Source organism: Thalassococcus profundi (assembly GCF_003344785.1).
In the GTDB taxonomy this organism is placed as follows: Bacteria; Pseudomonadota; Alphaproteobacteria; order Rhodobacterales; family Rhodobacteraceae; genus Puniceibacterium; species Puniceibacterium profundi.
The window spans coordinates 82,771-108,628 of record NZ_QPMK01000014.1; the positions used below are offsets into that span (position 1 = coordinate 82,771).

General features: G+C 67.2%; 32 protein-coding genes. 2 read left to right on the plus strand and 30 right to left on the minus strand.

Features of this window, described 5'->3' with window-relative positions; all coding sequences use genetic code 11:
• Position 1: 1 nt before the first annotated feature.
• The 29 genes from nuoH to DU478_RS16385 form a co-directional block, all read right to left on the minus strand.
• Positions 2 to 1,039: an NADH-quinone oxidoreductase subunit NuoH gene (gene nuoH, locus DU478_RS16245; RefSeq protein ID WP_114512026.1), complete on the minus strand. Its 1,038-nt coding sequence runs from the start codon at positions 1,037 to 1,039 to the stop codon at positions 2 to 4.
• A 7-nt stretch (positions 1,040 to 1,046) separates the two neighbouring features.
• Positions 1,047 to 1,451 (minus strand): hypothetical protein, encoded by a 405-nt coding sequence (locus DU478_RS16250; RefSeq protein ID WP_114512027.1) that lies wholly within the window; start codon positions 1,449 to 1,451, stop codon positions 1,047 to 1,049.
• Between the two features lie 4 nt (positions 1,452 to 1,455).
• The gene (gene nuoG / locus DU478_RS16255; RefSeq protein WP_114512028.1) at positions 1,456 to 3,474 is read right to left on the minus strand and encodes an NADH-quinone oxidoreductase subunit NuoG; all 2,019 of its coding nucleotides are present in this window, start codon (positions 3,472 to 3,474) and stop codon (positions 1,456 to 1,458) included.
• A gap of 4 nt (positions 3,475 to 3,478) precedes the next feature.
• Positions 3,479 to 3,880, minus strand: coding sequence for a DUF5333 domain-containing protein (locus tag DU478_RS16260; RefSeq protein ID WP_114512029.1), 402 nt, complete (start codon positions 3,878 to 3,880; stop codon positions 3,479 to 3,481).
• Positions 3,881 to 4,001: 121 nt separating this feature from the next.
• On the minus strand, positions 4,002 to 4,328 hold the full coding sequence (locus DU478_RS16265) for a hypothetical protein (protein ID WP_114512030.1): 327 nt from the start codon (positions 4,326 to 4,328) through the stop codon (positions 4,002 to 4,004).
• Positions 4,329 to 4,344: 16 nt separating this feature from the next.
• The gene (locus DU478_RS16270; protein WP_114512031.1) at positions 4,345 to 4,581 is read right to left on the minus strand and encodes a hypothetical protein; all 237 of its coding nucleotides are present in this window, start codon (positions 4,579 to 4,581) and stop codon (positions 4,345 to 4,347) included.
• Positions 4,582 to 4,632: 51 nt separating this feature from the next.
• Complete coding sequence (locus DU478_RS16275) at positions 4,633 to 4,938, minus strand: hypothetical protein (RefSeq protein WP_114512032.1); 306 nt, start codon at positions 4,936 to 4,938, stop codon at positions 4,633 to 4,635.
• A 5-nt stretch (positions 4,939 to 4,943) separates the two neighbouring features.
• Positions 4,944 to 6,242 carry an NADH-quinone oxidoreductase subunit NuoF gene (nuoF, locus tag DU478_RS16280; RefSeq protein WP_114512033.1) on the minus strand — a complete coding sequence of 433 codons (1,299 nt, stop codon included), beginning with the start codon at positions 6,240 to 6,242 and terminating at the stop codon, positions 4,944 to 4,946.
• A gap of 3 nt (positions 6,243 to 6,245) precedes the next feature.
• On the minus strand, positions 6,246 to 6,467 hold the full coding sequence (locus tag DU478_RS16285) for a DUF5337 domain-containing protein (protein WP_114512034.1): 222 nt from the start codon (positions 6,465 to 6,467) through the stop codon (positions 6,246 to 6,248).
• Between the two features lie 10 nt (positions 6,468 to 6,477).
• Complete coding sequence (locus DU478_RS16290; RefSeq protein ID WP_114512035.1) at positions 6,478 to 7,263, minus strand: endonuclease; 786 nt, start codon at positions 7,261 to 7,263, stop codon at positions 6,478 to 6,480.
• A 32-nt stretch (positions 7,264 to 7,295) separates the two neighbouring features.
• Positions 7,296 to 8,468, minus strand: coding sequence for an NADH-quinone oxidoreductase subunit E (locus DU478_RS16295; RefSeq protein WP_114512036.1), 1,173 nt, complete (start codon positions 8,466 to 8,468; stop codon positions 7,296 to 7,298).
• A gap of 51 nt (positions 8,469 to 8,519) precedes the next feature.
• Positions 8,520 to 8,849, minus strand: coding sequence for a hypothetical protein (locus DU478_RS16300; protein ID WP_114512037.1), 330 nt, complete (start codon positions 8,847 to 8,849; stop codon positions 8,520 to 8,522).
• The gene (locus tag DU478_RS16305) at positions 8,846 to 10,078 is read right to left on the minus strand and encodes an NADH-quinone oxidoreductase subunit D (RefSeq protein ID WP_114512038.1); all 1,233 of its coding nucleotides are present in this window, start codon (positions 10,076 to 10,078) and stop codon (positions 8,846 to 8,848) included. The genes DU478_RS16300 and DU478_RS16305 overlap by 4 nt, the downstream gene beginning before the upstream one ends.
• Positions 10,079 to 10,261: 183 nt before the next feature.
• Positions 10,262 to 10,435: a hypothetical protein gene (locus DU478_RS23165; RefSeq protein ID WP_199488360.1), complete on the minus strand. Its 174-nt coding sequence runs from the start codon at positions 10,433 to 10,435 to the stop codon at positions 10,262 to 10,264.
• Positions 10,435 to 11,043 (minus strand): NADH-quinone oxidoreductase subunit C, encoded by a 609-nt coding sequence (locus DU478_RS16315; RefSeq protein ID WP_114512040.1) that lies wholly within the window; start codon positions 11,041 to 11,043, stop codon positions 10,435 to 10,437. Before DU478_RS16315 ends, DU478_RS23165 begins: the two co-directional genes overlap by 1 nt.
• Positions 11,040 to 11,657, minus strand: a complete 618-nt coding sequence (locus tag DU478_RS16320; protein WP_233501362.1) for a NuoB/complex I 20 kDa subunit family protein — start codon at positions 11,655 to 11,657, stop codon at positions 11,040 to 11,042. The genes DU478_RS16315 and DU478_RS16320 overlap by 4 nt, the downstream gene beginning before the upstream one ends.
• Positions 11,648 to 12,013: an NADH-quinone oxidoreductase subunit A gene (locus DU478_RS16325; RefSeq protein WP_114512041.1), complete on the minus strand. Its 366-nt coding sequence runs from the start codon at positions 12,011 to 12,013 to the stop codon at positions 11,648 to 11,650. Before DU478_RS16325 ends, DU478_RS16320 begins: the two co-directional genes overlap by 10 nt.
• Positions 12,014 to 12,277: 264 nt before the next feature.
• Positions 12,278 to 13,060 carry a crotonase/enoyl-CoA hydratase family protein gene (locus DU478_RS16330; protein ID WP_114512042.1) on the minus strand — a complete coding sequence of 261 codons (783 nt, stop codon included), beginning with the start codon at positions 13,058 to 13,060 and terminating at the stop codon, positions 12,278 to 12,280.
• A 65-nt stretch (positions 13,061 to 13,125) separates the two neighbouring features.
• The gene (locus tag DU478_RS16335; protein WP_114512043.1) at positions 13,126 to 13,983 is read right to left on the minus strand and encodes a hydroxymethylglutaryl-CoA lyase; all 858 of its coding nucleotides are present in this window, start codon (positions 13,981 to 13,983) and stop codon (positions 13,126 to 13,128) included.
• Positions 13,980 to 14,663 carry a glutathione S-transferase family protein gene (locus DU478_RS16340; RefSeq protein WP_114512044.1) on the minus strand — a complete coding sequence of 228 codons (684 nt, stop codon included), beginning with the start codon at positions 14,661 to 14,663 and terminating at the stop codon, positions 13,980 to 13,982. The genes DU478_RS16335 and DU478_RS16340 overlap by 4 nt, the downstream gene beginning before the upstream one ends.
• A complete protein-coding gene (locus tag DU478_RS16345; protein ID WP_114512045.1) occupies positions 14,660 to 16,609 on the minus strand; it encodes an acetyl/propionyl/methylcrotonyl-CoA carboxylase subunit alpha in 1,950 nt (649 codons plus the stop codon). Before DU478_RS16345 ends, DU478_RS16340 begins: the two co-directional genes overlap by 4 nt.
• Positions 16,610 to 16,666: 57 nt before the next feature.
• Positions 16,667 to 17,221 carry a thermonuclease family protein gene (locus DU478_RS16350; RefSeq protein WP_114512046.1) on the minus strand — a complete coding sequence of 185 codons (555 nt, stop codon included), beginning with the start codon at positions 17,219 to 17,221 and terminating at the stop codon, positions 16,667 to 16,669.
• 84 nt (positions 17,222 to 17,305) lie between these two features.
• Entirely contained in the window at positions 17,306 to 17,716 is a 411-nt protein-coding gene (locus DU478_RS16355; RefSeq protein WP_114512047.1) for an ASCH domain-containing protein, read from the minus strand.
• A 10-nt stretch (positions 17,717 to 17,726) separates the two neighbouring features.
• Positions 17,727 to 19,334 (minus strand): carboxyl transferase domain-containing protein, encoded by a 1,608-nt coding sequence (locus tag DU478_RS16360; RefSeq protein WP_114512048.1) that lies wholly within the window; start codon positions 19,332 to 19,334, stop codon positions 17,727 to 17,729.
• Between the two features lie 23 nt (positions 19,335 to 19,357).
• On the minus strand, positions 19,358 to 19,951 hold the full coding sequence (locus tag DU478_RS16365) for a hypothetical protein (RefSeq protein ID WP_114512049.1): 594 nt from the start codon (positions 19,949 to 19,951) through the stop codon (positions 19,358 to 19,360).
• Positions 19,948 to 21,501 carry an AMP-binding protein gene (locus tag DU478_RS16370; protein WP_114512050.1) on the minus strand — a complete coding sequence of 518 codons (1,554 nt, stop codon included), beginning with the start codon at positions 21,499 to 21,501 and terminating at the stop codon, positions 19,948 to 19,950. Before DU478_RS16370 ends, DU478_RS16365 begins: the two co-directional genes overlap by 4 nt.
• Before the next feature lie 3 nt (positions 21,502 to 21,504).
• Complete coding sequence (locus DU478_RS16375) at positions 21,505 to 21,981, minus strand: lysozyme inhibitor LprI family protein (RefSeq protein WP_233501365.1); 477 nt, start codon at positions 21,979 to 21,981, stop codon at positions 21,505 to 21,507.
• 22 nt (positions 21,982 to 22,003) lie between these two features.
• A complete protein-coding gene (locus DU478_RS16380) occupies positions 22,004 to 22,336 on the minus strand; it encodes a hypothetical protein (RefSeq protein WP_114512052.1) in 333 nt (110 codons plus the stop codon).
• Positions 22,337 to 22,355: 19 nt separating this feature from the next.
• On the minus strand, positions 22,356 to 23,519 hold the full coding sequence (locus DU478_RS16385; protein WP_114512053.1) for an isovaleryl-CoA dehydrogenase: 1,164 nt from the start codon (positions 23,517 to 23,519) through the stop codon (positions 22,356 to 22,358).
• Positions 23,520 to 23,665: 146 nt separating this feature from the next.
• Between DU478_RS16385 and DU478_RS16390 the strand changes: the two genes are divergently transcribed.
• Together DU478_RS16390 and DU478_RS16395 are read left to right on the plus strand one after the other, a co-directional pair.
• A complete protein-coding gene (locus DU478_RS16390) occupies positions 23,666 to 24,139 on the plus strand; it encodes a pyridoxamine 5'-phosphate oxidase family protein (protein WP_114512054.1) in 474 nt (157 codons plus the stop codon).
• A 66-nt stretch (positions 24,140 to 24,205) separates the two neighbouring features.
• A complete protein-coding gene (locus DU478_RS16395; RefSeq protein WP_114512055.1) occupies positions 24,206 to 24,670 on the plus strand; it encodes a CreA family protein in 465 nt (154 codons plus the stop codon).
• Here DU478_RS16395 and DU478_RS16400 read toward each other — a convergent pair.
• A complete protein-coding gene (locus tag DU478_RS16400; protein ID WP_114512056.1) occupies positions 24,652 to 25,851 on the minus strand; it encodes a DegT/DnrJ/EryC1/StrS family aminotransferase in 1,200 nt (399 codons plus the stop codon). The two genes, DU478_RS16395 and DU478_RS16400, sit on opposite strands and share 19 nt — an antisense overlap.
• Positions 25,852 to 25,858 lie beyond the last annotated feature (7 nt).

Sequence of the window (25,858 nt, forward strand, 5' to 3'; positions counted from 1 at the left end):
GTCAGCCTCCTACGCTCCAGCGCGCATAGACGCCCCAGAACCAGTCGAATTTTGCGGCAAACGCCACGAAGACCACCCAGACGAGGCTGAACGGCAGGAAGACCTTCCAGCCCAGCCGCATCAGCTGGTCGTAGCGGTAACGCGGGGTGATCGCCTTCACCATGGCGAAGAGGAAGAAGAAGAACGCCATCTTCGCCACCATCCACAGCGCGCCGTCGGGCAGGCCCGGGATCGGCGACAGCCAGCCCCCGAAGAACAGCAGCGAGGTCAACGCGCACATCAGGAAGATGGCGATGTATTCGCCGGCCATGAACAGCAGGAAGGGCGTCGAGGAATATTCCACCTGGTAGCCCGCCACCAGTTCCGATTCCGCCTCGGGCAGGTCGAAGGGCGGGCGGTTGGTCTCGGCGAGGCACGAGATGAAGAACAGGAAAACCATCGGGAAATGCGGCAGCCAGTACCAGTTGAAGAAGCCGAAGCTGCCGTCCTGCGCGCGCACGATGTCGCCGAAGTTCAGCGACCCGGTGGAAATGATGATGCCGATGATGATGAGCCCCAGCGACACCTCGTAGGAAATCATCTGCGCCGCCGAACGCAGGGAGCCGAGGAAGGGGTACTTGGAGTTCGAAGCCCAGCCGCCCATGATCACGCCGTACACCTCGAGCGAGGAGACGGCGAAGACGAAGAGGATCGCCACGTTGATGTCCGACAGCACCCAGGTGTCGTTGAACGGGATCACCGCCCAGGCCACCATCGCGAGGACAAAACTGGTGAGCGGCGCGAGGATGAACACCGTCCGGTCGGCCCCGGCGGGAATCACCACTTCCTTGACCACATATTTCAGCGCATCCGCCACGGTTTGCAGCAGGCCGAAGACACCCACCACGTTGGGACCGCGCCGCATCTGCACGGCGGCCCAGATCTTGCGGTCGCCGTAGACCAGGAACAGCAGGCTCACCATGACGAAGCCCAGAACCGCGAGACACTGCGCCACGATGATCAGGGCGATCCCGGCGGTTGTGGTAAAGAAATCAGCCATCAGGTCCTCACACCATCGGTATTCCGTTTTCCGCGCAGTTGAACACGGTGACTTCGGCGTCGATCGTCTTCAGCCCGGCGGGCAATGCTGGCGATATCGTGTAAACCGCATCTGCGCGCCAGAGACCACCCTCTTCCTCGACATTTGTGCGTAAATGCCGCGCGAAACCGTAGCCTCGGATCAAAGCATACTGCGCTGCAGCACATTCTGCATAGTCCGCAACGTCCTGAGGTCCGCGCGCACCGCGCATTTCCACCAGAAAGTTCACCAGATCGCCGTCCAGCAGCCTGGTATCGATTCCCTCGTAGACCGGCGCAAAGGGTAATTCGGGCGCAGGCGCGCTCTCTTGCGGCGTGCATCCCGCAAGCAGCGCCGCCAGCGCCAGCGCCCCGAAAACCGGTTCGGGCCGCATGACCTTACTCCGCCGCGATCTGGGTGTCCCGGCGCGCCTTGGCGTTGCGGCTGAGTTCGGCCATCAGCTGGCTCGCGCGCGCGATCGGATTGCTGAGGTAGAAATCCGCCACCGCATTCTTGAACGCGCCATCGCCCAGCTTGCCCGTCTCGATCGGCTGCCAGTCGTTTTCCGGCACCGTGTCGAGTTCGCCCAGGTGCGGCACTTCTTCAAGCAGCGCCTTGCGCAGTTGCGCGAGGCTGTCGAAGGGCAGCGTCGCGTCCATCTCGGCGCTGAGCGCCCGCAGGATCGCCCAGTTTTCCTTCGCCTCGCCCGGGGCGAAACCGGCACGCAGCGCGAGCTGCGGACGGCCTTCGGTGTTGACGAAAAGCCCCTGCTCCTCGGTATAGGCGGCGCCCGGCAAGATGATGTCGGCGCGGTGCGCGCCGCGGTCGCCGTGGCTGCCCTGGTAGATCACGAAGGGACCGTCGGGAATGTCACCCTCGTCGGCGCCCAGGTTGTAGACCACATCGGCCCCGTCCAGCGCAGCGGTGATGCCGCCCTCGGTCACCGCACCCACGTCCATCGCGCCGACGCGGCCCGCGGCGTTGTGCAGCACCAAGAAGCCCGATTTCGTCGACTCGGCCAGCGACATCGCCCGGCCCAGAACGGCCGCGCCATCCTCGCGCGCCAGCGCGCCCTGGCCGACGATGACGATCGACGGGCCGTCCGTGTCGGGATCGAAGCCGTTCTTGTCCATGTCCGCAAAAGCGGCAGGCCCGGTTCCGACATGGTGGTAATCATAGGTCAGCTCGGCCGCCTCTCCGATCACGCCGACGCTGGCCCCCTTGAGCCAGGCCTTGCGGATGCGGGCGTTGAGCACCGGCGCCTCGACGGCCGGATTGGTGCCGATCAGGAGGATCGCCTTGGCGTCGTCGATGTCCTCGATCGTGGCGCTGCCCACATAGGCCGAGCGATTGCCCGCAGGCAGTTTCGCACCGTCGGTGCGGCACTCGACCGATCCGCCCTGCCCTTCGACCAGTTGTTTCAGCGCATAGGCGGCCTCGACCGACACCAGGTCACCGACGAGGCCAGCGACCTTCTTGCCCTTCATCGCGGCAGCGGCGGCCGCCAGCGCCTCGGGCCAGGTGGCGGGCTTGAGCTTGCCGTCGCGGCGGATATAGGGCTTGTCCAGCCGCTGGCGGCGCAGACCGTCCCAGACGAACCGGGTCTTGTCGGAAATCCATTCCTCGTTCACGCCGTCATTGTTACGCGGCAGGAAGCGCATGACCTCGCGGCCCTTCGTATCGACCCGGATGTTCGAGCAGAGCGCATCCATCACGTCGATGCTTTCGGTCTTGGTCAGCTCCCAAGGCCGCGCGGTGAAGGCATAGGGTTTGCTGACCAGCGCGCCCACCGGGCAAAGGTCGATGATGTTGCCCTGCAGGTTCGAATCGAGCGTCTCGCCAAGGTACGAGGTGATCTCGCTGTCCTCGCCGCGGCCGGTCTGACCCATCTGGCTGATGCCCGCCACTTCGGTGGTGAAGCGCACGCAGCGGGTGCAGGAAATGCAGCGCGTCATGTGTGTCTCGACCAGCGGACCGAGGTCGAGGTCGGTAGCCGCGCGCTTGGGCTCGCGGTAGCGCGAGAAATCGACGCCATAGGCCATGGCCTGGTCCTGCAGATCGCATTCGCCGCCCTGGTCGCAGATCGGGCAGTCGAGCGGGTGGTTGATGAGCAGGAACTCCATCACCCCCTCGCGGGCCTTCTTGACCATGGGCGAGTTGGTCTTGACCACCGGCGGCTCGCCGTCCTTGCCGGGGCGCAGGTCGCGCACCTGCATCGCGCAGGACGCGGCGGGCTTGGGCGGGCCGCCCACGACCTCGACAAGACACATCCGGCAATTGCCGGCGATGGACAGGCGCTCGTGGTAACAGAATCGCGGAATCTCGATCCCGGCCTCTTCGCAGGCCTGGATCAGCGTCATCGCGCCGTCGACTTCGATTTCCTTGCCATCAATGCTGATCTTGCGGAGGTCTGACATCGTCTCACCTTGCTCTGAGAAGCGCGCCGATCTGGCTGCCCTTCGCGATTTCCTCTTTGCCAAGCCTGCACAGGCCCGAGCGGTCCTTCGGATCGACACCCCGGGCCTTGATGTAGGCCTCGCCCTTGGCGCGCATCCGCGCCTTTTCGTCCTTCGAGGTGACGTAAACCTCGATTTCCTCGTCGCTGTAGCCCAGGGCTTTGGCCCGGCTCTCCAGCGACGTGATGTAGCTGTAGGCGCGGATCATCCGGGCGCCGATGTCGTCGCAGCTCTTGCGGATCTCGTCGGCGATGGCGACGGCCATCAGCCCGTTGTCGATCTCGGCCACGTCTCTGAGCGCGGGTTTGGCCCCGGCAACGCCCGAGGTCAAGGCCAGGGCCGTCACGGCGGTGAGGATCAGGCGCATATCATGTCTCCTTGCACGCGAAACGGGCTGGCGCCGCCAGCCCTTTCGGCAAAGATGGGGACCGGGGGCACGGATATGCAATATCCGACCGGCCAAGCCCCTGATATGCGGCGAAATTCCGTCACTCGACGCAGGTGCCTGAAAAGCTCAGCGTGTCGCCGTTCAGCGGCAGCGCGGTGTTGGGCGTCTCGGGCCCCACCGCCCAAGCGATGTCGCTGGTGCCGTAAAAGCGGATGCAATGCTTGATGCCCTCGTATTCCGCCGCCGATTTCGCGCCCTCGATGCCCCTGGACACCCCGCGCACCGTCGCGACGAAATTCTTGCGGTCGGACCGCGCCGCCTTGGCATTGGCCCGGTAATAGACGCCGTCGAAGGCCACGCGGGTCGCGTCGCGCGAACATCCCGCGGCAGCCAGGCCGAGACAGGTCATCAGGATCACAAGACGCATCGCATTTCCTCCGCGACTACAAAGACAAGGCGTAAACCAGAGTGGCCACGACCGGGATCGCGGCCAGAATAACAAGCGTGCCCCAGAACACCACCGGCCGGGCGAAGAAGGTATCAACCCTGCTGCGGGCCGAGGGCAGGCCCTCGTATCCGCATTGCTTGCAGGCCGCGCGGTCCGGATAGGGCGTCTCTCCGCAGGCCGGGCAGCTGTCGGGCCGGAGGCCCGCATCGCCGATCGAGGTGTAAGCGTCCATCTCTGTCCCGCATTCCCAAACCGCGGCCCCGAGGCCGCGTGTCGATCCTCTTCAGCCGCCAACACGGCAATTCACAGTGACCACCGCCGCGCCGTCGCGGATCTCGGACCCCGCCAGCGCGTCGAAAGCGTCTCCGCGCCGGCAGGCAAAGCCCTGCGCCTCGCGTTCCGCCCGCGGCAGATCGGCCTCACGCATGTCGCGGCCCGCGATGCGGCGCACTTCGATGCGGACCGCGTAGGCGCCGTTCTGCGCCTCGTCCCGGTCCACCTTCATCGTCAGGTCCTGGGCCGCCGCGGGCAGTGACAGCACCGACCCCATGACCACCAGCGCCAGCAGCCCCGCCGGGCAGCGCGCCATGGTCCCTACTCCGCCGCCACGGCCGCCGAGACGCGGCCGGTGCGCTTGTGCTTGATCCGGTCCTCGATCTCGTCGCGGAAGTTGCGGATCAGGCCCTGGATCGGCCAGGCCGCCGCGTCGCCGAGCGCGCAGATGGTGTGGCCCTCGACCTGCTTGGTGACGTCGAGCAGCATGTCGATCTCCTCGACCTCGGCATCGCCCTTCACCAGGCGGTCCATGACCCGCATCATCCAGCCGGTGCCTTCGCGGCAGGGCGTACACTGGCCGCAGCTTTCATGCTTGTAGAACTTCGACAGCCGCCAGATCGCCTTGATGATGTCGGTGTCCTTGTCCATCACGATCACCGCAGCGGTGCCCAGACCACTGCGCTGCTCGCGCAGGTAATCGAAATCCATGATCGCCTCGCGCATGTTCTCGCCGCGGATGCAGGGCACCGAAGACCCGCCGGGGATCACCGCCTTGAGGTTGTCCCAGCCGCCCCGAATGCCGCCGCAATGGGTCTCGATCAGCTCTTCGAAGGTGATCGACATGGCCTCTTCGACGACACAGGGGTTATTCACGTGGCCCGAGACGGCGAACAGCTTCGTGCCGGCGTTGTTCTGGCGCCCGAAGCTCGAGAACCATTCCGGCCCGCGCCGCAGGATGGTCGGCACCACGGCGATGGATTCCACGTTGTTCACGGTGGTCGGGCAACCGTAAAGCCCCGCGCCCGCCGGGAACGGCGGTTTCATCCGCGGCATGCCCTTCTTGCCCTCGAGCGACTCGAGCAGCGCGGTTTCCTCGCCGCAGATGTAGGCGCCGGCGCCGTGCGCCAGGTAGAGGTCGAAGTCATAACCCGACCCGCAGGCGTCCTTGCCGATCAGGCCCGCGTCATAGGCCTCGTCGATGGCGATCTGCAGCGCCTCTTTCTCGCGGATGTATTCGCCGCGGATGTAGATGTAGCAGGCGTTGGCCTGCATGGCGAAACTGGCGATCAGGCAGCCTTCGATCAGCGTGTGCGGATCGTGGCGCATGATCTCGCGGTCCTTGCAGGTGCCCGGCTCGGATTCATCCGCATTCACCACCAGGTAGGCCGGACGGCCATCGCTTTCCTTGGGCATGAAGGACCACTTGAGCCCGGTGGGGAAGCCCGCTCCGCCGCGCCCGCGCAGGCCGGACTGTTTCATCTGGTCGACGATCCAGTCGCGCCCCTTGGCCAGGATGCCCTTGGTGCCGTCCCAGTGGCCGCGCGCCTGCGCGCCCTTGAGCGTGCGGTCGTGCATCCCGTAGAGGTTGGTAAAGATCCGGTCCTGATCCTTCAGCATCTGTCAGTCCTTGTCCTTCTGGCTGTCGCGCCAGAGCCCATAAATCATCCATATCGCCAGCCCGAACCCGGCAAGCGCCGCCAGGTCGAACAGGGCGCGGGTGCGCTGGGTCCAGTCCAGCGCCCCGCCAAGGGCCGTGGCCGCGATCCACAAGACACCGACCCCGGCGATCAGCAGGGCGATGGTGCGCCCCTGCCGTGCGATGTGGTCCTTGCGATCCGGCACGCGGCCCTCCTCAGTCGTAGACGCCGCCCTTGTCGACGCGCTTGGAGAACTCCGTCTCCTGCCCCGACGCAAGCTGCTTGGCCTGGCTCACCCATTCGTCACGGCTGACCCGGCCCTTGAAACCTTCGAGGTTCTGGTCGACCCAGGCGACCTCTTCGGCGCTCCAGCTCGCGATCTGATCGAACGTGTAGAACCCTAGGCTGTTGCACAGGTTTTCAAGTTTCGGGCCGATGCCCTTGATCTTTTTCAGGTCGTCGGCGCCGGATGCGGGCGGGGCATCGTAGGTCATCGGCTTGGTGCCGGGACCGTCTGCCGCCGACGCCGCCGGGGCCGCCGCCTTCGCGCCGCTCTCGTATTTCCAGCTGCCCTTGCGCGCATCGAGGTCCTGTTCGCCCGGCAGCGCTTTCGACGGCTTGACCGCCGCGCCGGCTTCGGCATCCGTCGACGCGGAGGCCGTGGCAACGGCAGGTTTTGCGTCGGAGGCCTTGCTCGCCGGGGCCGCGCTCGACGACGGAGACGGTGCAGCCGCCGCCGGTTTCGCGGTCGTATCGGGCGCGCCGGTCAGCTTCGTGGCGCCTTCGGCATTCGGACCGGTCACCGGTCCGGGCAACTCGCGGCAGAAGATCCAGCTGGACAGGCCGCCGATCACGGCAAAGGCCACCCCGCCCAGGAACAGCGCCGCGATAAAGCGATGGTCCCCCAAAACCAGCAGCAGGATCACCGTCAGCAAACCGACCCCTGCCGCGAGGGCCCAACAGCCCATCGCGCAGCTCATACCGTTCTTGGCGTCACTCATCTCTTCACTCCCTGTCCGTGTCTCTTTCTGGGTCACATATCGTAGACGTCACCCTTTTTAACACGTCCAGCAAACTCCGTCTCGCCCCCGGATGCCAGAACTTTCGCCTGCCCGACCCAGTCGTCGCGGGTCGCGCGGCCCTTGAAGCCTTCGAGGTTGTCGTCGACCCAGGCCAGTTCCGCAGCGCTCCAGCCGGCGATCTGGTCGAAGTGGAAGAACCCCAGCTTGTGCAACAGCTTTTCCAGCTTCGGACCGACGCCCTTGATCATCTTGAGGTCGTCCGCGCCGCCGTCGCGCGGGGCGTCCAGCGTCTCGGGCTTTTCGCCCGAATTCCCGGTGCCGCTGGCGGCTTCGGCATCGGCGGCGGGTGCTCCGGTGTCGGGGCGGGCCTTGTTCTTGACCGGCGCCTCGCGCTTGTCGATGCCCGTGTCGTCGACGGGATGATCCGCAGCCACCTCGGGCCCGCGGCCGGGCTTGGCATCGCCCTTCTTGTCCGACCGATCCTGCCATGGCGTCACCAGCGGCACCTCGTTGCCGTCGATGCGTTTGACCGTATCGCCGATCTCGGTGGCCAGCGCGACGCTGGCGTTCTGCGGCAGACGGTCGTCGGAATACTCGGTCAGGCTGGTGAGCCCCGATTTCGGCTCCGACGCATAACGGCCGTTCTGCGGTCCGGGCGTGGGCACCTTGCCGGCAGCCAGTTCGTCGATGATCTCGGCCAGACGCTCGGTTGTCAGGTCCTCGTAGTAATCCTTGCCGATCTGTGCCATCGGCGCGTTGGCGCAGGAGCCGAGGCATTCGACCTCTTCCCACGAGAACTTGCCGTCGGCGCTGAGCGTGTGGGGCTTGGCGGCGATCTTGTCCTTGCAGACGGCGACCAGATCCTCGGCGCCGCAGATCATGCAGGACGTGGTACCGCAAATCTGGATATTCGCCACGCTGCCAACCGGTTGCAGCTGGAACATGAAGTAGAAGGACGCCACTTCGAGCGCCCGCATATAGGCCATGTCCAGCATGTCGGCGACCGACTCGATCGCCGGTCGGGTCAGCCAGCCCTCCTGCTCCTGCGCGCGCCACAGAAGCGGGATGATGGCGCTGGCCTGTCGCCCGGCGGGGTACTTGGTGATCTGCGCCTCGGCCCAGGCCTGGTTGGCGGGGGTGAAGGCAAAGCTTTCCGGCTGGTCGTGATGCAATCTGCGCAACATCGTCTCGGGTCCTTCAAGGTCTCGACGGTAAAAGGTCTTGGCGGCGCGGGGTCAGGCGGCGGTGGCCGCTTCGGCCGCCGGTGCCGGCTCTGCCGGGGCGCAGGCGCCGACGGTCGAGCGGAAGCCGCCGTTCGACAGCGACACGCCCTGGCCCTGCGCCAGCTTGTACGCGGCGGTTTCCTGGACCTGCGCGCGGGTCAGGCCGGTCTGCAACTCCACGGGGATGTAATCGGATTCCGACACGAGGTCGCAGCCGATCGACGCCACGGCGGCATCGAACCCGGCCAGTTGCGGCGCCTCGACACCCTCGGGCGGCAGGGCGCAGGCACCCAGATACGTCAGGGCGGCAAGGGCCAGCGGCGCAGTCAGAAAACGGGTCATCTGTCGATCTCTCCAAAAACGACATCCATCGTGCCGATGATGGCGGCCACATCCGCCAGTTGGTGTCCGCTGGCGACGTGATCCATCGCCTGCAGGTGCAGGTATCCCGGCGCGCGCAGTTTGGCGCGGTAGGGCCGGTTGCTGCCATCGGCGACGAGGTAGACGCCAAACTCGCCCTTCGGCGCTTCGACGGCGGCATAGACCTCGCCTTCGGGCACGTGAAAGCCTTCGGTGTACAGCTTGAAGTGGTGGATGAGCGCCTCCATCGAGGTCTTCATCTCACCGCGCGGCGGCGGGGTGATCTTGCCCCGGGCCAGCACGTCGCCCTGCCCTTCGGGTTCCTTGAGCTTTACAATGGCCTGCTTGATGATGCGCAGGCTCTGCCGCATCTCTTCCATCCGGACAAGATAGCGGTCGTAGCAATCGCCGTTCTTGCCCACGGGGATCTGGAAGTCGAATTCGTCGTAGCATTCATAAGGCTGCGCGCGGCGCAGGTCCCAGGCCATGCCCGACCCGCGCACCATCACGCCGGAAAAGCCCCAGTCGAGCGCCTCCTGCTCGGTCACCACGCCGATATCGGCGTTGCGCTGCTTGAAGATGCGGTTCTCGGTCAGCAGTCCGTCGATGTCGTCCATCACGGCCGGGAATTCATCCGCCCAGGCGTCGATATCGTCGATCAGGTCCGCCGGCAGGTCCTGATGCACGCCGCCGGGCCGGAAATAGGCCGCGTGCAGGCGCGCGCCACAGGCCCTTTCGTAGAAGATCATCAGCTTCTCGCGTTCCTCGAAGCCCCAGAGCGGGGGCGTCAGCGCGCCCACGTCCATGGCCTGCGTGGTCACGTTCAGCAGGTGGTTCAGGATGCGCCCGATCTCGGAATACAGCACCCGGATCAGCGAGGCGCGGCGCGGCACCTCGACGCCGGTCAGCTTTTCGATGGCAAGGCACCAGGCGTGTTCCTGGTTCATCGGCGCCACGTAGTCGAGCCGGTCGAAATACGGCAGGTTCTGCAGGTAGGTCCGGCTTTCCATCAGCTTTTCGGTGCCGCGGTGCAGCAGGCCGATATGCGGATCGCAACGGTCCACGATCTCGCCGTCAAGCTCCAGCACCAGCCGCAGCACCCCGTGCGCCGCAGGATGCTGCGGGCCGAAGTTGATGTTGAAGTTGCGGATCTTCTGCTCGCCGGTCTCGGCGTCGGCAAAGCCCTTGGTCAGCGGTTTGGAGCCGTCCATCTTAGAAGTCTCCCGAATGAGGATGGCCCAGCGGGCCGTTCGTGAAAGGTCGGGTGTCCGTCCGTACAGTTGCGACCGCCGCTGTCCGGCCTGCGGCTGCCTTCAGCCAAAGGGCGAACGTCCCGCCCAGGGCCGTGAAACCGACAAGGAGCGCCCAGAAAGAGCCTAAGGTATCGAAACCCATCACAGTTTCTCCAATTCCTGCAGCTTGACGCCCATCCACCACAGCAGCGCGATGGTGCCGAAGGGCACGAGGCAGGCGATCGCCCAGTACTTGTTGATGCCGAAGAAGGGCAGCAGCTTCAGCATCGGGATGGCCGTCAGGGCCGACAGGATCACCCACCAGAGGCCGCCCATTACTTGGCCCCTTGCTTCTTCTCATCTCCGGGCAGCACGTATTCCGCACCTTCCCAAGGAGACATGAAGTCGAACTGGCGGTATTCCTGCACGAGGCTCACCGGTTCGTAGACGACGCGCTTCTGCTCTTCGTCGTAGCGCACCTCGGTATAGCCCGTGGTCGGGAAATCCTTGCGCAGCGGGTGGCCGCGAAAGCCGTAGTCGGTGAGGATGCGGCGCAGGTCCGGATGGCCCGAGAAGAGGATACCGAACATGTCGAACACCTCGCGCTCGAACCAGTTGGCGGACGGATGCACCGAGGTGATCGACGGCACCATCTCGTCCTCGCGCACGCCCACCCGCAAACGGATGCGGTGGTTCTGGTACATCGACAGGAAGTGATAGACCACGTCGAACCGCTTGGGCCGCTGCGGATAATCCACGGCGGTGATGTCCACCAGGGATGAGAAGCGGCAGGTGGAGTCGGTCTTGAGGAAGTCGACAAAGCCGCGCAGGTTCGACGGCGCGACATTAATGTTGAGCTCGTCATGGGTCACGTCCCAGCCCAGCACGCAATCGGTGCGCTTGAGCTCGATGTGGCCGCCAAGTTCCTTGAGTGCCTGGGTCATCGCGTCAGGGTCCCCGTGCGTCTGATCTTGCGCTGCAGCGCAAGGATGCCATAGAGCAGCGCCTCGGCCGTCGGCGGGCAGCCGGGCACGTAGACGTCCACCGGCACGATCCGGTCGCAGCCGCGCACGACGCTGTAGCTGTAGTGGTAATACCCGCCGCCGTTGGCGCAGGACCCCATCGAGATCACGTAGCGCGGTTCCGGCATCTGGTCGTAGACCTTTCGCAGCGCCGGGGCCATCTTGTTGGTCAGCGTGCCGGCCACGATCATCAGGTCCGACTGGCGCGGAGAGGCGCGCGGCGCCACGCCGAAGCGTTCGGCGTCATAGCGCGGCATCGAAGTGTGCATCATCTCGACCGCGCAACATGCGAGGCCGAAGGTCATCCAGTGCAGCGACCCGGTGCGCGCCCAGTTGATGATGTCCTCGGTCGAGGTCAGCAGGAACCCCTTGTCCGAAAGCTCCGCATTCAGGTTCTGCGTCGCCACTTCGCGGTCGGGACCGGCGGTATTCGCACCATAGGGCGCCGCGACCGACGGGCGCGACTTGATCCGGGGCGACTGGGTTCCGTCGCCCTGCACCTCTGTCACCAGGGTCTTGTCGTCGCTCACTCCCATTCGAGAGCTCCCTTCTTCCATTCATAGGCAAAGCCGATGGTGAGCACCGCAAGGAAGACCATCATCGACCAGAAGCCGACCATGCTGACATCCTTGAACGCCACCGCCCAGGGAAACAGGAACGCGATCTCGAGGTCGAAGATGATGAACAGGATCGATACGAGGTAGAACCGCACATCAAACTTCATCCGCGCATCGTCGAAGGCGTTGAAGCCGCATTCGTAGGCGCTGACCTTCTCGGGGTCGGGATTGCGCACGGCAAGCACCACCGCGGCGAGGATCAGCACCAGGCCAAGGCCGATGGCGATGGCGAGGAACACGAGTATGGGGAGGTATTCCCTCAGCATCTCTTCCACGAGGAGGCTCCTTTTCAGGTGTCCGGTCCGGGAACCGGCCACAATCGCTGGGAAGGCTGTTTTCTCTGACTTATCCCCGCACACCGGTGGGGTCAACCGACGCCGGGCGGCTGCAAGGCCAGAAAAGACCGCCCCGCCGGGCGCATCGACGCGCGATTATGCAACGATTCCGCGCCATTGTGTAAAAGGCGCTGAAATGGCACCTCAGAGGGCGCTTCGATCCGCCGCGCCCGGGAGCGAGTCGCGGAGGACGGCGGGCCGGGTTCAGACCGCCCAGCCGGGCGCGCGCTTTTCGAAGAAGGCGTCGATCCCCTCTTCGGCCTCGGCGCTCTCCCAGCGGGAGGCCAGCGCCTCGATGGCCAGGTCGACCTGGGCCTTGCTCACCTCGCCGCCCAGCGCGCGCAGCAGCGCCTTGGCCTCGGCCACGGCTCCCGGCGCGCAGGCCATGTAGGGCGCGACCTCGGCCTCGACCGCGGCATCCAGGTCCTCCGCCGGCACGGCGCGGGTCAGCAGGCCCAGGCGCACCGCCTCCTCGGCGCCGAAGATGCGCGCCGACATGAAAACCTGCCGCGCGCGGGACACGCCCATGCGGGCGATGACATAGGGGCCGATATTGGCGGGGATCAGCCCCAGCCGCGTCTCGGTCAGGCCCATCTTGAGGCTATCAGCCCCGATCACCACGTCGCAGACCGACGCCAGCCCCACCCCGCCGCCGAAGGCATTGCCCTGCACCCGCCCGATCATCGGCTGCGGCAGCGCGGCCAACGCGCCCAGCACCGCCGCGATGCGCGCGCTCTCGGCCTTGCGGGTGGCGGCATCCATGGTGCGCTGCGCCTTCATCCAGGCGAGGTCGCCCCCGGCGCAGAAGGTCGGACCCTCGGCGGCGAGCACCACGACGCGCACTTCCCGATCCTCTGCCAGCGCCCGGGCCGCCGCCTCGAGAGCGGTCATCATCTCGGCCGACAGCGCGTTGTGCTTCTCCGCCCGCGCCAGCCACAGCGTCGCAACGCCGCGTTTGTCCTTATCCACACGGATCGTGTCACTCATCGCGTCCTCCCTCGCGCCCAAGACCCTTCAGAAGGGTCTTGGAAAACCTCTTCCCAAAGAGGTTTTCACCTCTCGCTGCGCATGTCCCGCGCCATCCCGGCCGCCCGTGCCAGCACGTCGCGGTCGAGCCCGGTCGCGTAGCCCGCACGTTCCACATGCGCCATCACCGCCTCGGTCGCCACGTTGCCCGCCGCTCCGGGCGCGTAGGGACAGCCGCCCAAGCCTCCCACCGCGGCATCGAAGACCCGCAGCCCGCGGGCCAGCGCCACGTCGACATTCGCCAGCGCCCGGCCCGCGGTATCGTGGAAATGCCCCGCCAGCCGGTCCGCCGGCATCTCGTCCAGCACAGCGGCCAGCATCGCATCCACCGCCTCGGGCCGCCCGCGCCCGATCGTGTCGCCCAGTGACACCTCGTAACATCCCATGTCGCGCAGCGCCGCCACGACCCGCGCAACCTCTCTCGGATCGGTCGCGCCGTCATAGGGGCATTCCACCACGCAGGAGACGTAGCCGCGCAGCGGAACACCAGCGGCCCGCGCCGACTCGGCCACCGGCGCGAACCGCTCCAGGCTGTCGGCGATGCTGGCGTTGATATTGGCGCGGCTGAAGCCTTCGGAGGCGGATCCGAAGATCGCCACCTCGTCCGCCCGCGCCGCCAGCGCCGCCTCGAAGCCGCGCATGTTCGGGGTCAAAGCCGCGTAAGAAACGCCCGGACGGCGCGCGATCCCGGCCAGCACCTCGGCGCTGCCGGCCATCTGCGGGACCCACTTGGGGCTCACGAAAGAGGCCACCTCGATCCGCCGGAACCCGGCGCCGCTGAGGCAGTCCACCAGCGCGATCTTGTCGGCCACGGGGATGGGGCGCTTTTCGTTCTGCAACCCGTCCCGCGGCCCGACCTCGAAGATTTCGACGCGCTCCGTCATGCGTGGCCCGCATCCGGCACGGGGTAGAAGTCGCGGTCGTAGAACCGCTGCGGACCTTCCCGCGCCACGCAGGCCTTGTAGGCGGGCCGTGCCTCCATGCGCGCCTTGTAGGCCCGCAGCTTGGGAAAGGGATCGAGCTTCACGTAGTAAGGCACCGCGAAGAGGTTGAACCCCATCATCACGTCGGCGCCGGAAAACCCGCCCGGCAGCAGCCAGTCATGATCGCCCATCCGCGCCTCCATCCCCGCCAGCGTGCCCTTCAGCCGCGCGACGGTCAGCTTGACCACCACCGGAGACGGCGTTGCGGGCGGGCGCAGGAAGACCATCTGCAGGTTCAGGTTCTCGATAAGCGAGGCCATGGTTTCGGCGTAATGCACCCACTGCAGCCAGGCGGGCCGCTCCGGATCGCCCACCGCGCGTCCAAGCTCCGGCGCGTAGGTCTCGCAGAGGTATGCGACGATGGCGCCGCTTTCGCTCATCGCGAGGTCGCCGATTTCGAGCGCCGGAATGCGCACTGCCGGAGAAACGCGCGGCAACGCGCCCTCGCGCATCTCGGCGCTGCCGATGCGGTACTCGACGATATCGAGCGGACCCAACAGCTTCTCGAGCCCGATCTCCTCGATCAGCCAGAGCACCCGGAAGGACCGGCCGTATTGCACATGATGCAGGCGAAAGGTCATGCCGCGTCCTCTTCCTCGTCTTCCAGACGGATCAGCGCCGCCCCCGCCTCGACCTGCGCGCCCTCCGCCACAAGCACCTCGGCCACCGTGCCGTCGCGGCTGGCCAGGAGCGCGTGTTCCATCTTCATCGCCTCGAGCACGGCGAGCGTGTCGCCCGCCGCGACCGCCTGCCCCGGCACCGCCAGCACCTGCCGCACCAGCCCCGGCATCGGCGCCTCGATCAGCGCAGCCCCGGCCCCTGCGCCCGCCGCCCGCGCCAGCGGATCGACGATGTCGAATGCCATGCCATAGGCGTCGAACACCGTGACCTGCGCGGCTTCGCGATGCACCGTCGCGCCGGGCACGCCGTCGAACCGCCAGCGCCCGCCTTGGCGCTCGGCCAGCACCGTCGCACCCGGCACCGCGATCTCGCAGCGGTCGTCCGAGGCCACGCGCAGCTCGACCGCGATCTCTTCGCCGCCGTGCCGCAGCACGACGCTGCGCACCAGCGGCTGCCAAAGCACGAAACCCACAGCCTCGCCCGCCGCCACGTCCAGCCCGGCGGCCACCAGAGCCGCCTGCGCCACCATGCGCGGATGCGGAGCCGGCACCTTCGTGAGCAAGTCGATATCCCGCGCGATCAGCCCGGTATCGACCTCTCCGGCAGCAAAACCCGCGTGATCCGCCAGCGCCCCGAGAAACGCGAGGTTGGTCACTGTTCCCGCGACCTCGGTGCCGCGCAGGCCGCGCGACAACTGCCGCAGGGCGATGGCGCGGGTCGGGCCATGGGTGATCAGCTTGGCGATCATCGGGTCGTAATGGGGGCTGATGATGTCCCCCGAGATCACGCCGCTGTCGGCGCGCACGCCCGGCGGGAAGGCCAGATGCGCCAACCGTCCGGTGGCAGGCAGGAAGCCCGCGGGCACGTCCTCGGCGTAAAGCCGCGCCTCGAAGGCGTGGCCAGTGATCGACAGGTCCTCCTGCTTTGCGGGCAGAGGCTCTCCGGCGGCGACGCGCAGCTGCCATTCCACCAGATCGACGCCGGTGATGGCCTCGGTCACCGGGTGTTCGACCTGCAGCCGCGTGTTCATCTCCATGAACCAGAAACCGTCGGGCCGCAGCCCGCCCGCCCCGTCGACGATGAACTCGACCGTTCCGGCCCCGGCATAGCCGATGGCCTTCGCCGCGCGCACCGCCGCGTCGCCCATAGCCGCGCGCATCTCGGGCGTCATGCCGGGCGCGGGGGCTTCTTCGATCACCTTCTGGTGGCGGCGCTGCAGGGAACAGTCGCGTTCGAAAAGGTGTACGGCGTCGGAGCCGTCGCCGAAGACCTGGATCTCGATATGGCGTGGCTGTTCGATGAACTTCTCGATCAGCACCGCATCGTTGCCGAAGGCGCCCTGCGCCTCGGCCCTGCAGCTTTTCAACGCCGCGGCGAAATCGCCCCCGCGCTCCACCAGCCGCATGCCCTTGCCGCCGCCGCCCGCCACCGCCTTGATCAGCACAGGGAAGCCGATCTTTTCGGCCTCCGCCGCCAGCCGCCCGGCGTCCTGATCATCGCCCATGTAGCCCGGCACCACCGGCACGCCGGCTTCGGCCATCAGCCGTTTGGCCGCGTCCTTGAGCCCCATGGCCCGGATCGCCTGCGCCGAGGGGCCGACAAAGACCAGCCCCGCCGCCTCCACCGCCGCGACGAAATCGGGGTTCTCGGACAGGAAGCCATAGCCCGGATGGATCGCCCCGGCGCCGGTCGCCAGTGCCGCCTCGATGATCCGTTCGGCCCGAAGGTAACTGTCCGCCGGCGCCGTTCCACCGATGCCCACGGCCATGTCCGCCAGCGCGACGTGCCGCGCGCCGGCATCGACGTCCGAATGCACCGCGACGCTGCGCAGGCCCATCCGCTTGGCCGTGGCGATCACCCGGCAGGCGATCTCGCCCCGGTTGGCGATCAGGATCGTGTCAAACATCGCCGGTTTCCTTCTTTCTGTCTTGGGACCCGCTTCGGCCTCCAGCCTGCTCCGCCGTCATCCCCAAAGCCCGTCCGCGCACCATCCCTGCCGCGCGCCGCCAGAGTAAGGGCGCGCCAATCCGCCCCCGATCAACGTCTGCGCGGCGTTGTGCCCGTCGATCCAAAGCCGGTAGAGGCCGCGATCGTAGCGATCCGTGCCCTCTCGCGACACCGCCAATGTCTCGGCAGACCAGAGCGCCGCTGCCAGCTGCCAACGCGCCCGATTGGCCTGCCAGAACTCCCCGATGCAGCGCGGGCTGAACAGTTCGGGAGTGTCGAAATCCAACAGCCGCGCCGTTTCCGAACCACGGCCGGGACACCGGAGCCGCAGCGTATCGCCATCGACGACCGTCAGGATGCGACAGCCTGACTCCGTTTTCGGCACCAACGTCAGCGTCAGAAACGGCGGCACGGCGGCATATGCCACCAGCAGCGCGATCGCCCCGAAGAGCGCAGACCGCCCAAAGCGACCGTTTCGGCGCCGGGGTTCGGGCGGGATTCCCATGTTCCAGCGCGGGGTCCGACGCGCCCCGCGCCGGAAGCGGACGACCTTGCCGCCTGTGCCTTGCATACATACTCCTTCCGTAAACCTGCGGCTGCGCTTCCTGTAGGCGCGCGAGGCCGAGGCGGCCCAAGACCGAGCCGGTCGCCGCACTCACGCGAAATCCTCCACCACTTCGAACCTTTCCCAGATCAGGGACATGTCCTCGGCAAAGATGCCCTGCCGCTCGTAGTAGCGCCGGTGCCCCCTGCGCCAGCTTTCAAGGCTGTCGTCCTCGCCCTCGGCCAGCGCCATGGCCTCGGTCATGGTGGCGAAGGTGGTCTCGACCAGCTCCTTTGTCTCGATCACCAGCGCGGGCTGTCCGTCGGGCCCCAGGGCGATGTCCCGGCGGCCCGGCACCGGCGCGGTCTCGCGCCCCGCTTCGATGTCGGCCACCGCCGTACAGGTGGCCCGCTTGGCGCCCGAGCGCACACGCGCCGTCAGTTCGGCGATCAGGTCCGGCGTGTCGCCAAAGCTGAAGGTCTCCGCCCCCGGGTAGCGCGCCATTGCCTCGTCGAGCGTCATCCCGCGTCCCTCACATCCGGAAGAGGCCAAAGCGCGTCTCCTCTATGGGGGCGTTCAACGACGCATGCACGCTCAGACCCAGCACCTGACGCGCCTTGCGGGGATCGACGATGCCGTCGTCCCAAAGCCGCGCGCTGGCAAAAAGCGGATGCGACTGGCGCGCGAACATGTCGATGGTGGGCTGCTTGAAGGCGGCCTCGTCCTCGGCGCTCCAGTCCTCGCCGCGCCGCTCCATGGCGTCGCGCTTGACCGTCGCCAGAACGCCCGCCGCCTGTTCGCCGCCCATGACGCTGATCCGTGAGTTCGGCCAGGACCACATGAAGCGCGGGCCGTAAGCCCTTCCCGCCATGCCGTAATTCCCCGCGCCGAAACTGCCGCCGACGACCATGGTGATCTTGGGCACGGCGGTGGTGGCCACCGCCGTCACCATCTTGGCGCCATGCCGCGCGATGCCCTCGTTCTCGTAGCGGCGCCCGACCATGAAGCCGGTGATGTTCTGCAGGAAGACCAGCGGAATGCGCCGCTGCGAGCAGAGTTCGATGAAATGCGCGCCCTTCTGCGCGGCCTCGGAAAACAGCACTCCGTTGTTGGCGACGATGCCCACCGGCGCGCCCATGATCTCGGCGAAGCCCGTCACCAGCGTCTCGCCGAAGCGGGCCTTGAACTCGTCGAATTCCGATCCGTCGACCACCCGCGCGATCACCTCGCGGATGTCGTAGGGCGTGCGCAGGTCCGGCGGCACGACGCCCAGGATCTCGTCGGGATCGTAGGCGGGCGGCGCGCCCTCGCGCAGGGTGGGTGTGTACCCCACCGGCCCCGGCCCCAGCGATCCGACCGCGCGGCGGGCCAGTGCCAGCGCATGGGTGTCGTCCTCCGCCAGGTAATCCGCCACCCCTGACAACCGCGTGTGCACGTCGCCACCGCCCAGGTCCTCGGCGCTCACCACCTCGCCCGTCGCCGCCTTGACCAGAGGCGGCCCGGCGAGAAAGATCGTCCCCTGCTCCTTCACGATGATCGTCACGTCCGACATCGCCGGCACGTAGGCGCCGCCCGCCGTGCAGGAGCCCATGACCACGGCGATCTGCGCGATGCCCTTGGCGCTCATCCGCGCCTGGTTGTAGAAGATGCGCCCGAAATGGTCCCGGTCGGGAAAGACCTCGTCCTGGTTGGGCAGGTTCGCGCCGCCCGAATCCACCAGATAGACGCAGGGCAGATGGTTGGCCTCGGCGATCTCTTGCGCCCGAAGGTGTTTCTTGACGGTCATCGGGTAGTAGGTGCCGCCCTTCACCGTGGCGTCGTTGCAGACCACCATGACGTCGCGCCCCTGCACCCGGCCCACCCCGGCGATCACGCCCGCGCAGGGGGCCGCACCGTCGTAAAGGTCATGCGCCGCGGTTGCGCCCACTTCGAGGAAGGGGCTGCCGGGATCGAGGAGGTTCGCCACGCGGTGGCGCGGCAGCATCTTGCCGCGGCTCTCGTGCCGCTCGCGCGCCGCGGCGCCGCCGCCGGCCGCGGCCAGGGCAGCGGCCTCCTCGACCACGCGCAGCGCGTCTAGGTGGCCCCTGACGTTGGCCTGGAACGCCTCGGAGGTGGGGATCGCCTGCGATGTCAGTCTCATGTCCGGTTACTCCCTGCCACGGGTCATTTCTCTGCCTCTCGCGCCCTGGGCCGGGTCGGCGAAGGCGGGTCCGCCCAACCAGCCTCCGTCGCCTCGGGAGCGGCGCCCAGGAACCGCGCCGCCTGCCAGGTCAGCACCGCAAGCTGCAGGCGCCGGTTCGACTCGCGGGCTTCGCACCAGACCTCCATGACCTTGGGCGCCCCGATGCAATCCGGCCCGGCGGAACGGCCCCGCGCCAGCTCCCAGGCCCGGCGATAGAAGGCATCCGACAGGTCCTCGCCGCGCCCCGGTATCTCGTTCGGGGGCGGCACCGAGGACAGGACCTGCGCGGTCATCACGTCCTGATCGGTGCGCAGCGCCCGCTGGCAGGGCAGCGGCGCGTCGGAGTTGTCGCATTTGACGATGCCGACGGTGCCGCAGAACTCTACCCCGGTGACGCCGCTGATGTCGAAGAAATCCGGGTCGGGCAGCGCATGGGCGCGCCGCAGGGCGCGTTCGAAGCGGGCAGTCTCGCGGTCCATGCAGCGGTCGAAGTCCAGAGCCGGATTGCTCTGCGCCTCGGCCTGCAGGGCGACAAGCGACAGCATCGTGCCGAGGATTGTACGCACGCCCCTCATGCCGCATCCTCCGTCGCGGCGCGGGCTTTCAACTCACGGCGGATCACCTTGCCGGTGACAGTCATCGGCAGGACGTCCAGAAACGTGATTTCCCTTGGGTAGGAATAGCTTGCAAGCCGTTCCTTCACCCATGCCCGAAGCGCATCCGCGCCCACCGTGGCGCCGGGCTTGCGCACCACATAGGCCTTCACGATCTCGGTGCGCAGCGCGCAGGGCTTGCCCACCACGCCGCAGGTGGCGACGTCCGGGTGCGCCAACAGGCAGTCCTCGATCTCGGCCGGGCCGATGCGGTAGCCCGCGCTTGTGATCACGTCGTCCTCGCGACCGATGAAGCGCAGGAAATCGCCTTTGCGCTCTCCCCGGTCGCCGGTCAGCATCCAGTCGCCGCAGAACTTCGCGGCTGTCTCTTCGGGGTTGCGCCAGTATTCCAGGAACATCGAAGCCGGGCGCGCCTTCACGGCGATATCACCTTCGCCGTCGGTCGGCTCGCCGTCCGGCCCCAGCACCGCCACGTCGAAACCCGGCACGGACTTCCCGATAAAGCCCGGTTCCGGGCTGAAAAGCGCGCCGCAGCTCGACGCCACCATGTTGCATTCCGTCTGGCCGTAGAACTCGTTGATGCTCAGTCCGAACGCCGTGCGCCCCCAGGCCAGCATCTCTGCCCCCAGCGGCTCGCCACCGCTGGCGACCGACCGCAGGCCCGGCACCTCGGCCCCCGCCGCCTTCAGCATGCGCAGCGCCGTGGGCGGGAAAAACACATTGCGGACCGCACCTTCGCGGCAAATCCTCAGGCAATCCCCGACCTCGAACCGCGGCATTCGCGCCGCCACCACCGGCACGCCGAGCGCCAGCCCCGGCATCAATACGTCGAAGAGCCCGCCGATCCAGGCCCAGTCCGCGGGTGTCCAGAGCACGTCGCCGGGCTGGCCCAGCAGGTCGTGGCTCATCTCCACCCCCGGCAGATGCCCGGTCAGCACCCGGTGTCCGTGCAGCGCGCCCTTGGGCGCCCCGGTGGTTCCGCTGGTGTAGATCAGCACCGCCGCATCCTCCGGCCCAGTGTCCGCTCCCGCCGCAGAGGCAAGGTTCGCCTCCGGCAGGTCCGCCTGCGTGATCACGGCAAGGTCGAAGCCGGCCAGCGTCTCCGCGCCGCCCGGATTCGTCACCACCACGGCCGCGCCCGAGTCGTCGAGCCGCGTGCGCAGCGCGTCGCCCTTGAACAGCGTGAAGAGCGGCACCGAGATCGCGCCGATCCGCCAGCAGGCGATATGCGCGGCGGCGCAAAGCGGCGATTGCGACAGCAGCACCCCCACGCGGTCGCCGCGCAGCACCCCGCGCGCGATCAGCGCCGCCTCCACCTGACGCGACAAAGTCCAGAGATCACCGTAGCTTACGTCGCGGCGCGCACCGTCCGACATGTCGATGAGCGCGAGCCTGTCGGGATCGCTGACCGCCCAGCCGTCGCAGACCTGGTGCGCCATGTTGAGCCGGTCGGGCAGCGCCCAGTCGAACCCCGCACGAAGCGCCTCAAAGCTCTGGCCCGGTGTCAGCATCGCCTAGTCGCTCCGCTGCGATTGCAGGAAAAGCGCCTGTCGCGCGGTTTCGCGCATCAGGCAGGACAGGGTCGCCGGACCACCGCCCGTGCCGCCGCCCCAGAGGCTGCGCTCGTAGTCGCACAGCCCGTCGCGAAAGCCGATCCAGGCGCGCTGCATGTCGCGCAGTGCCGCCTCCTGGCTGGGCGCGATTGCGCCGATCTCCTGCATCTCGGCATCGGTGGCGCGGGCCTCTGCCCGCACCTCGCCGTAATGCATGTTGAGCAGCGCGTCCCACTCCTGCCACTCCTGTTCAAGGCAGTAGCCCATGCCGACCGTCGTATCGCCGCCGGGGCTGCTGTTCATGCAGTCCTGCGCCGAGGCGCCGACGCATTCGTCGAATGTGCCTTCGGAGGCCAGGCATTCCTCGGTCGTCGCCATGGAAAAGCTGAACTCCTGCGCCGCCACGGGCGCCGCGAGGACACAAAGAACGCCAAACAAGCCACTGACTTTCCTGATCATATCACTCCTCCACCGGTGTCCCGTCCGGACCGACCAGAAACTGCAGCCGCCCGTCGCGGGCGACGTAGTAGGTATAGTGCCGCGCCGCATCGTGCGGCTGTGGCCCGCAGATCACCACCAGCCAGGCCCGCTCCGACGGGCGCGCCCGGCAATCCGATCGCTGCGCCCCGTTGCTGGTCCCTGCGGCCGCGCGGTCCGCGAGGTAGCGCTGCGCATAGGCCTCGATCACCTGCGTTTCGGTCACGTTCGCCGCGATCCAGCCCCAGCGCCAGCCCACCAGCGCCGCCAGAGCCACCAGCAGCGCCAGCGGCACGAACCACAGCCATCGCGGCATCAGCCCCGCCCATGCGCCGTCATGCCATCGCCGCCATCAATTCGCGCCCCACCAGCATACGCCGGATCTCGGACGTGCCGGCGCCGATCTCCATGAGCTTCGCATCGCGGAAGAGCCGTGCCACCGGCGCGTCGTTCAGGAACCCCGCGCCGCCCATGGCCTGCACCGCCTGGTGCGCCTGTTTCATCGCCTCTTCGGAGGCGTAAAGACAGCAGGCCGCCGCGTCCTGGCGGGTCACGTCGCCCCGGTCGCAGGCCTTCGCCACCTCGTAGACATAGGCGCGGGCCGAATTCATCGCGGTGTACATGTCGGCGATCTTGCCCTGCATGAGCTGGAACGACCCGATGGGCTGGCCGAACTGCTTGCGCTCGGCCATGTAGGGCATGATCTCATCGAGGCAGGCCGCCATGATGCCCGTGCCGATGCCCGCCAGCACCACCCGTTCGTAATCAAGGCCCGACATCAGCACCCGCACGCCCTTGCCCTCTTCGCCGAGGATGTTGTCGTAGGGCACCTCCACATCCTCGAAGATCAGTTCTGCCGTGTTCGACCCGCGCATCCCCAGCTTGTCGAAATGCGGGGACGTGCTGAACCCGGTCATGGATTTCTCGATCAGGAAGGCGGTGATACCCTTGGATCCGGCGTCCGGGTCGGTCTTGGCATAGACCACAAGCGTGTCGGCGTCGGGGCCGTTGGTGATCCAATACTTGTTGCCGTTGAGCACGAAGCGGTCGTTGCGCTTGTCGGCGCGCAGCGACATCGACACCACGTCGGACCCGGCACCGGCTTCGGACATGGCCAGCGCGCCGACATGCTGGCCCGAAACCAGCCCCGGCAGGTATTTCTGCTTCTGCGCGCCGGAGCCATTCAGGTTGATCTGGTTGACGCAAAGGTTGGAATGCGCGCCGTAGGACAGCGAGACGGAGGCACTGGCCCGCGCGATCTCCTCCACCGCGATGACATGGGCGAGATAGCCCATGCCCGCGCCGCCGAATTCTTCGGGGACGGTGATGCCCAGAAGGCCCAGCTCGCCCATCTCGGGCCAGAGTGCGTTGGGAAAGGCGTTGGAGCTGTCCACCTCAGCCGCCAACGGCTTCACCCGCTCCTGCGCCCAGCGATGCACCATGTCCCGCAGCGCGTTCACGTCCTCGCCCAGATCGAAGCGCATCACCGCGTTGAACATCCTCGCCCCCTTATTGAACACTTGTTCATTTAATAGAGGCGGGCCCTGCCCCGGTCAAGCATGCCGCCCCGTCCGCAGGCGCAGAGGAACTGCGCCATTCGTTCGAGCGTTGCATGACCGACACCGAAATTCAAAGGAATGCGACCATGACAGACGACCTCAAGACAGCTTTCTGGAACCGGATCGGCGACGTGCAGGCCGGGATGCTGGGGGCCGGCGGCGCCCGCCACGTTCCGATGTCGCCCTATGCCGACAAGGACAACACCGCGCTGTGGTTCATCACCGCCAAAGACACCGACATCGCCCAGGCCGCCGAAACCAGCGCCGAGGCGAATTTCGTCGTCGCCGATCCCAAGGCCAACCTCTATGCCAGCATCGACGGCCAGGTGACCCAGGTGAACGACAGCGCCAAGCTCGACGAGCTCTGGAGCGCCGTGGCCGCCGCCTGGTTCGAGGACGGGCGCAAGGACGACGACATCCGCCTGGTCCGCATGACCCTGTCGAAAGCCGAGGTTTGGGCGACCACGGGCGCCGCCGGGTTCCTGTACGAGATCGCCAAGGCGAATGTGACGGACGACACGCCCGATGCGGGCGAACACGGGACGGTCAGCTTTATCTGATGTAAGCTCCATTGCGGGTCGGGCGCACGGCGTCCGGCCCGACGTTTTTCGAACCGGAGATTTCCCATGATCCTGTCCCGCCTTGCCCCCCTTGCCTTCTGCCTCGCCCTGCCCGCCGCAGCCCCTGCCGAAGAGGTTGGCGAAATCGGCGTCGACTGGATCGGCAACGACATCATTATCGAGGCCATCGCCGACCCTGAGGTCGAGGGCGTGACCTGTCATGTCGCCTATTTCGACCGGTCCGTGATCGACCGGCTGTCCAACGGCAACTGGTTCGAGGATCCGTCCAACGCCTCCATCGCCTGCCGCCAGACCGGCCCGATCACCATCGGCGACATCGACCGGGACGCGGAGGGCGAGGATGTGTTCCGCACCTCCCGCTCGATCATCCTCAAGTCCCTGCGGGTAAAGCGTATTTTCGACGAGAACAACCAGACGCTGATCTACGTGGCCCATGCCGCCGAACTCACGAACGGGTCGGCCAAGGTCGCGATCTCGACCGTGCCGCTCTATCAGCCGGGCGTCGACTGATAGACGGTGCTGACCTCGGCGCGGATGATCCGGGCGATCTGAGCGCAGTCGTCCAGCGAAAAGGTCAGCGGCAGGCGCATGTCGACGAGGCCCGCCAGAATGCGGTCGGTCCGCGGCATCGGCGGCAGATCGGCATAGCGCCAGGAATCGTAGCGCGAGGTGAAGGCCAGCGGCTCGGGCGCGCCGAACCATTTCAAATCGACCCCGCGCGCGGCGCAGCGGGCCAGAACGTCGCGAATGCGCGCTGCGTCCCAGCCGGGCAGCAGGAACTGGAAGGACGACCCGACAAAAGCTTCGGCCTCGGGGCGATGGGTCAGGCGCAGCCCCGGCGTGCCGGCCAGCCCCTCTTCGACGACGCGGTAGCGGTCGTTCCAGTTGCGGACCTGCGCCGACAGGGTGCGCAGCTGCGGGCGCAGGATCGCGGCGCGCAGGTTGTCCATCCGGCCCGACACGTTGGGGGTCACGTATTTCACCTTCTCGAAAACCTCGGGCGGCGGCGCGGCGAAATGCCGTTCATAGAGCATGTAGGAGCCCGACAGCAGCACCGCACGCGCCGCGACCTCGGCATCATCGGTGACCAGGAACCCGCCCTCGCCCGAATTCACATGCTTGTAGGTCTGGCAGGAATAGCAGCCGACGCGCCCGTGCAAGCCGGACGGCACCCCGTTCCAGGCCGCGCCCATGGTATGCGCGCAGTCCTCGATCACCGTGACCTTGGCCGCGTCGCAGATCGCCATCAGCCGGTCCATGTCGCAGATATGTCCGCGCATGTGGCTCAGCAGCAGGACCTTCGCCTGCCCGACCTTCGCCGCCAGGTCGTCGAGGTCGAGCGTCAGGTCCTCGGTCACCTCGACCAGCACGGGCACCGCGCCAAGGCTGGCGATGGCCCCGGGCACGGGCGCGAGCGTGAAGGCGTTGGACAACACCTTGTCTCCCGGTGCGACGCCGACGGCACGCAGGGCCGCGCCCATGGCGTAGCCGCCCGAGGCGACGGCGAGGCAATAGCGCGCCCCGGTCAGCGCGGCGAATTCCTGCTCGAGCAGCGACGCTTCGCTCAGCTCTCCGGGCGCGGTGTTGTAGCGGTGCAGACGACCGCTGCGCATGACCTCGACGGCGGCGGCGATCCCGTCCTCGGGAATCGGCTCCTGCTGCGTGAAACTGCCCTGAAAGATCTCGGCCATGCGGTAT

Excerpts from the sequence above, each read along its gene's own strand:
- DU478_RS16270 (WP_114512031.1), bottom strand. The coding sequence starts at position 4,581 with ATGGACGCTTACACCTCGATCGGCGATGCGGGCCTCCGGCCCGACAGC.
- nuoH (WP_114512026.1), bottom strand. The coding sequence starts at position 1,039 with ATGGCTGATTTCTTTACCACAACCGCCGGGATCGCCCTGATCATCGTG.
- DU478_RS16380 (WP_114512052.1), bottom strand. The coding sequence starts at position 22,336 with ATGCCGCGATGGCTGTGGTTCGTGCCGCTGGCGCTGCTGGTGGCTCTG.
- nuoG (WP_114512028.1), bottom strand. The coding sequence starts at position 3,474 with ATGTCAGACCTCCGCAAGATCAGCATTGATGGCAAGGAAATCGAAGTC.
- DU478_RS16395 (WP_114512055.1), top strand. The coding sequence starts at position 24,206 with ATGATCCTGTCCCGCCTTGCCCCCCTTGCCTTCTGCCTCGCCCTGCCC.
- DU478_RS16370 (WP_114512050.1), bottom strand. The coding sequence starts at position 21,501 with ATGCTGACACCGGGCCAGAGCTTTGAGGCGCTTCGTGCGGGGTTCGAC.
- DU478_RS16335 (WP_114512043.1), bottom strand. The coding sequence starts at position 13,983 with ATGACGGAGCGCGTCGAAATCTTCGAGGTCGGGCCGCGGGACGGGTTG.
- DU478_RS16315 (WP_114512040.1), bottom strand. The coding sequence starts at position 11,043 with ATGACCCAGGCACTCAAGGAACTTGGCGGCCACATCGAGCTCAAGCGC.
- DU478_RS16290 (WP_114512035.1), bottom strand. The coding sequence starts at position 7,263 with ATGAGTGACGCCAAGAACGGTATGAGCTGCGCGATGGGCTGTTGGGCC.
- DU478_RS16275 (WP_114512032.1), bottom strand. The coding sequence starts at position 4,938 with ATGGCGCGCTGCCCGGCGGGGCTGCTGGCGCTGGTGGTCATGGGGTCG.
- DU478_RS16265 (WP_114512030.1), bottom strand. The coding sequence starts at position 4,328 with ATGCGTCTTGTGATCCTGATGACCTGTCTCGGCCTGGCTGCCGCGGGA.
- DU478_RS16260 (WP_114512029.1), bottom strand. The coding sequence starts at position 3,880 with ATGCGCCTGATCCTCACCGCCGTGACGGCCCTGGCCTTGACCTCGGGC.
- nuoF (WP_114512033.1), bottom strand. The coding sequence starts at position 6,242 with ATGCTGAAGGATCAGGACCGGATCTTTACCAACCTCTACGGGATGCAC.
- DU478_RS16345 (WP_114512045.1), bottom strand. The coding sequence starts at position 16,609 with ATGTTTGACACGATCCTGATCGCCAACCGGGGCGAGATCGCCTGCCGG.
- DU478_RS16390 (WP_114512054.1), top strand. The coding sequence starts at position 23,666 with ATGACAGACGACCTCAAGACAGCTTTCTGGAACCGGATCGGCGACGTG.
- DU478_RS16365 (WP_114512049.1), bottom strand. The coding sequence starts at position 19,951 with ATGAGGGGCGTGCGTACAATCCTCGGCACGATGCTGTCGCTTGTCGCC.
- DU478_RS16320 (WP_233501362.1), bottom strand. The coding sequence starts at position 11,657 with ATGGGAGTGAGCGACGACAAGACCCTGGTGACAGAGGTGCAGGGCGAC.
- DU478_RS16385 (WP_114512053.1), bottom strand. The coding sequence starts at position 23,519 with ATGTTCAACGCGGTGATGCGCTTCGATCTGGGCGAGGACGTGAACGCG.
- DU478_RS16340 (WP_114512044.1), bottom strand. The coding sequence starts at position 14,663 with ATGACCTTTCGCCTGCATCATGTGCAATACGGCCGGTCCTTCCGGGTG.
- DU478_RS23165 (WP_199488360.1), bottom strand. The coding sequence starts at position 10,435 with ATGGGCGGCCTCTGGTGGGTGATCCTGTCGGCCCTGACGGCCATCCCG.
- DU478_RS16305 (WP_114512038.1), bottom strand. The coding sequence starts at position 10,078 with ATGGACGGCTCCAAACCGCTGACCAAGGGCTTTGCCGACGCCGAGACC.
- DU478_RS16360 (WP_114512048.1), bottom strand. The coding sequence starts at position 19,334 with ATGAGACTGACATCGCAGGCGATCCCCACCTCCGAGGCGTTCCAGGCC.
- DU478_RS16330 (WP_114512042.1), bottom strand. The coding sequence starts at position 13,060 with ATGAGTGACACGATCCGTGTGGATAAGGACAAACGCGGCGTTGCGACG.
- DU478_RS16295 (WP_114512036.1), bottom strand. The coding sequence starts at position 8,468 with ATGTTGCGCAGATTGCATCACGACCAGCCGGAAAGCTTTGCCTTCACC.
- DU478_RS16250 (WP_114512027.1), bottom strand. The coding sequence starts at position 1,451 with ATGCGGCCCGAACCGGTTTTCGGGGCGCTGGCGCTGGCGGCGCTGCTT.
- DU478_RS16300 (WP_114512037.1), bottom strand. The coding sequence starts at position 8,849 with ATGACCCGTTTTCTGACTGCGCCGCTGGCCCTTGCCGCCCTGACGTAT.
- DU478_RS16355 (WP_114512047.1), bottom strand. The coding sequence starts at position 17,716 with ATGACGCTCGACGAGGCAATGGCGCGCTACCCGGGGGCGGAGACCTTC.
- DU478_RS16350 (WP_114512046.1), bottom strand. The coding sequence starts at position 17,221 with ATGCAAGGCACAGGCGGCAAGGTCGTCCGCTTCCGGCGCGGGGCGCGT.
- DU478_RS16400 (WP_114512056.1), bottom strand. The coding sequence starts at position 25,851 with ATGGCCGAGATCTTTCAGGGCAGTTTCACGCAGCAGGAGCCGATTCCC.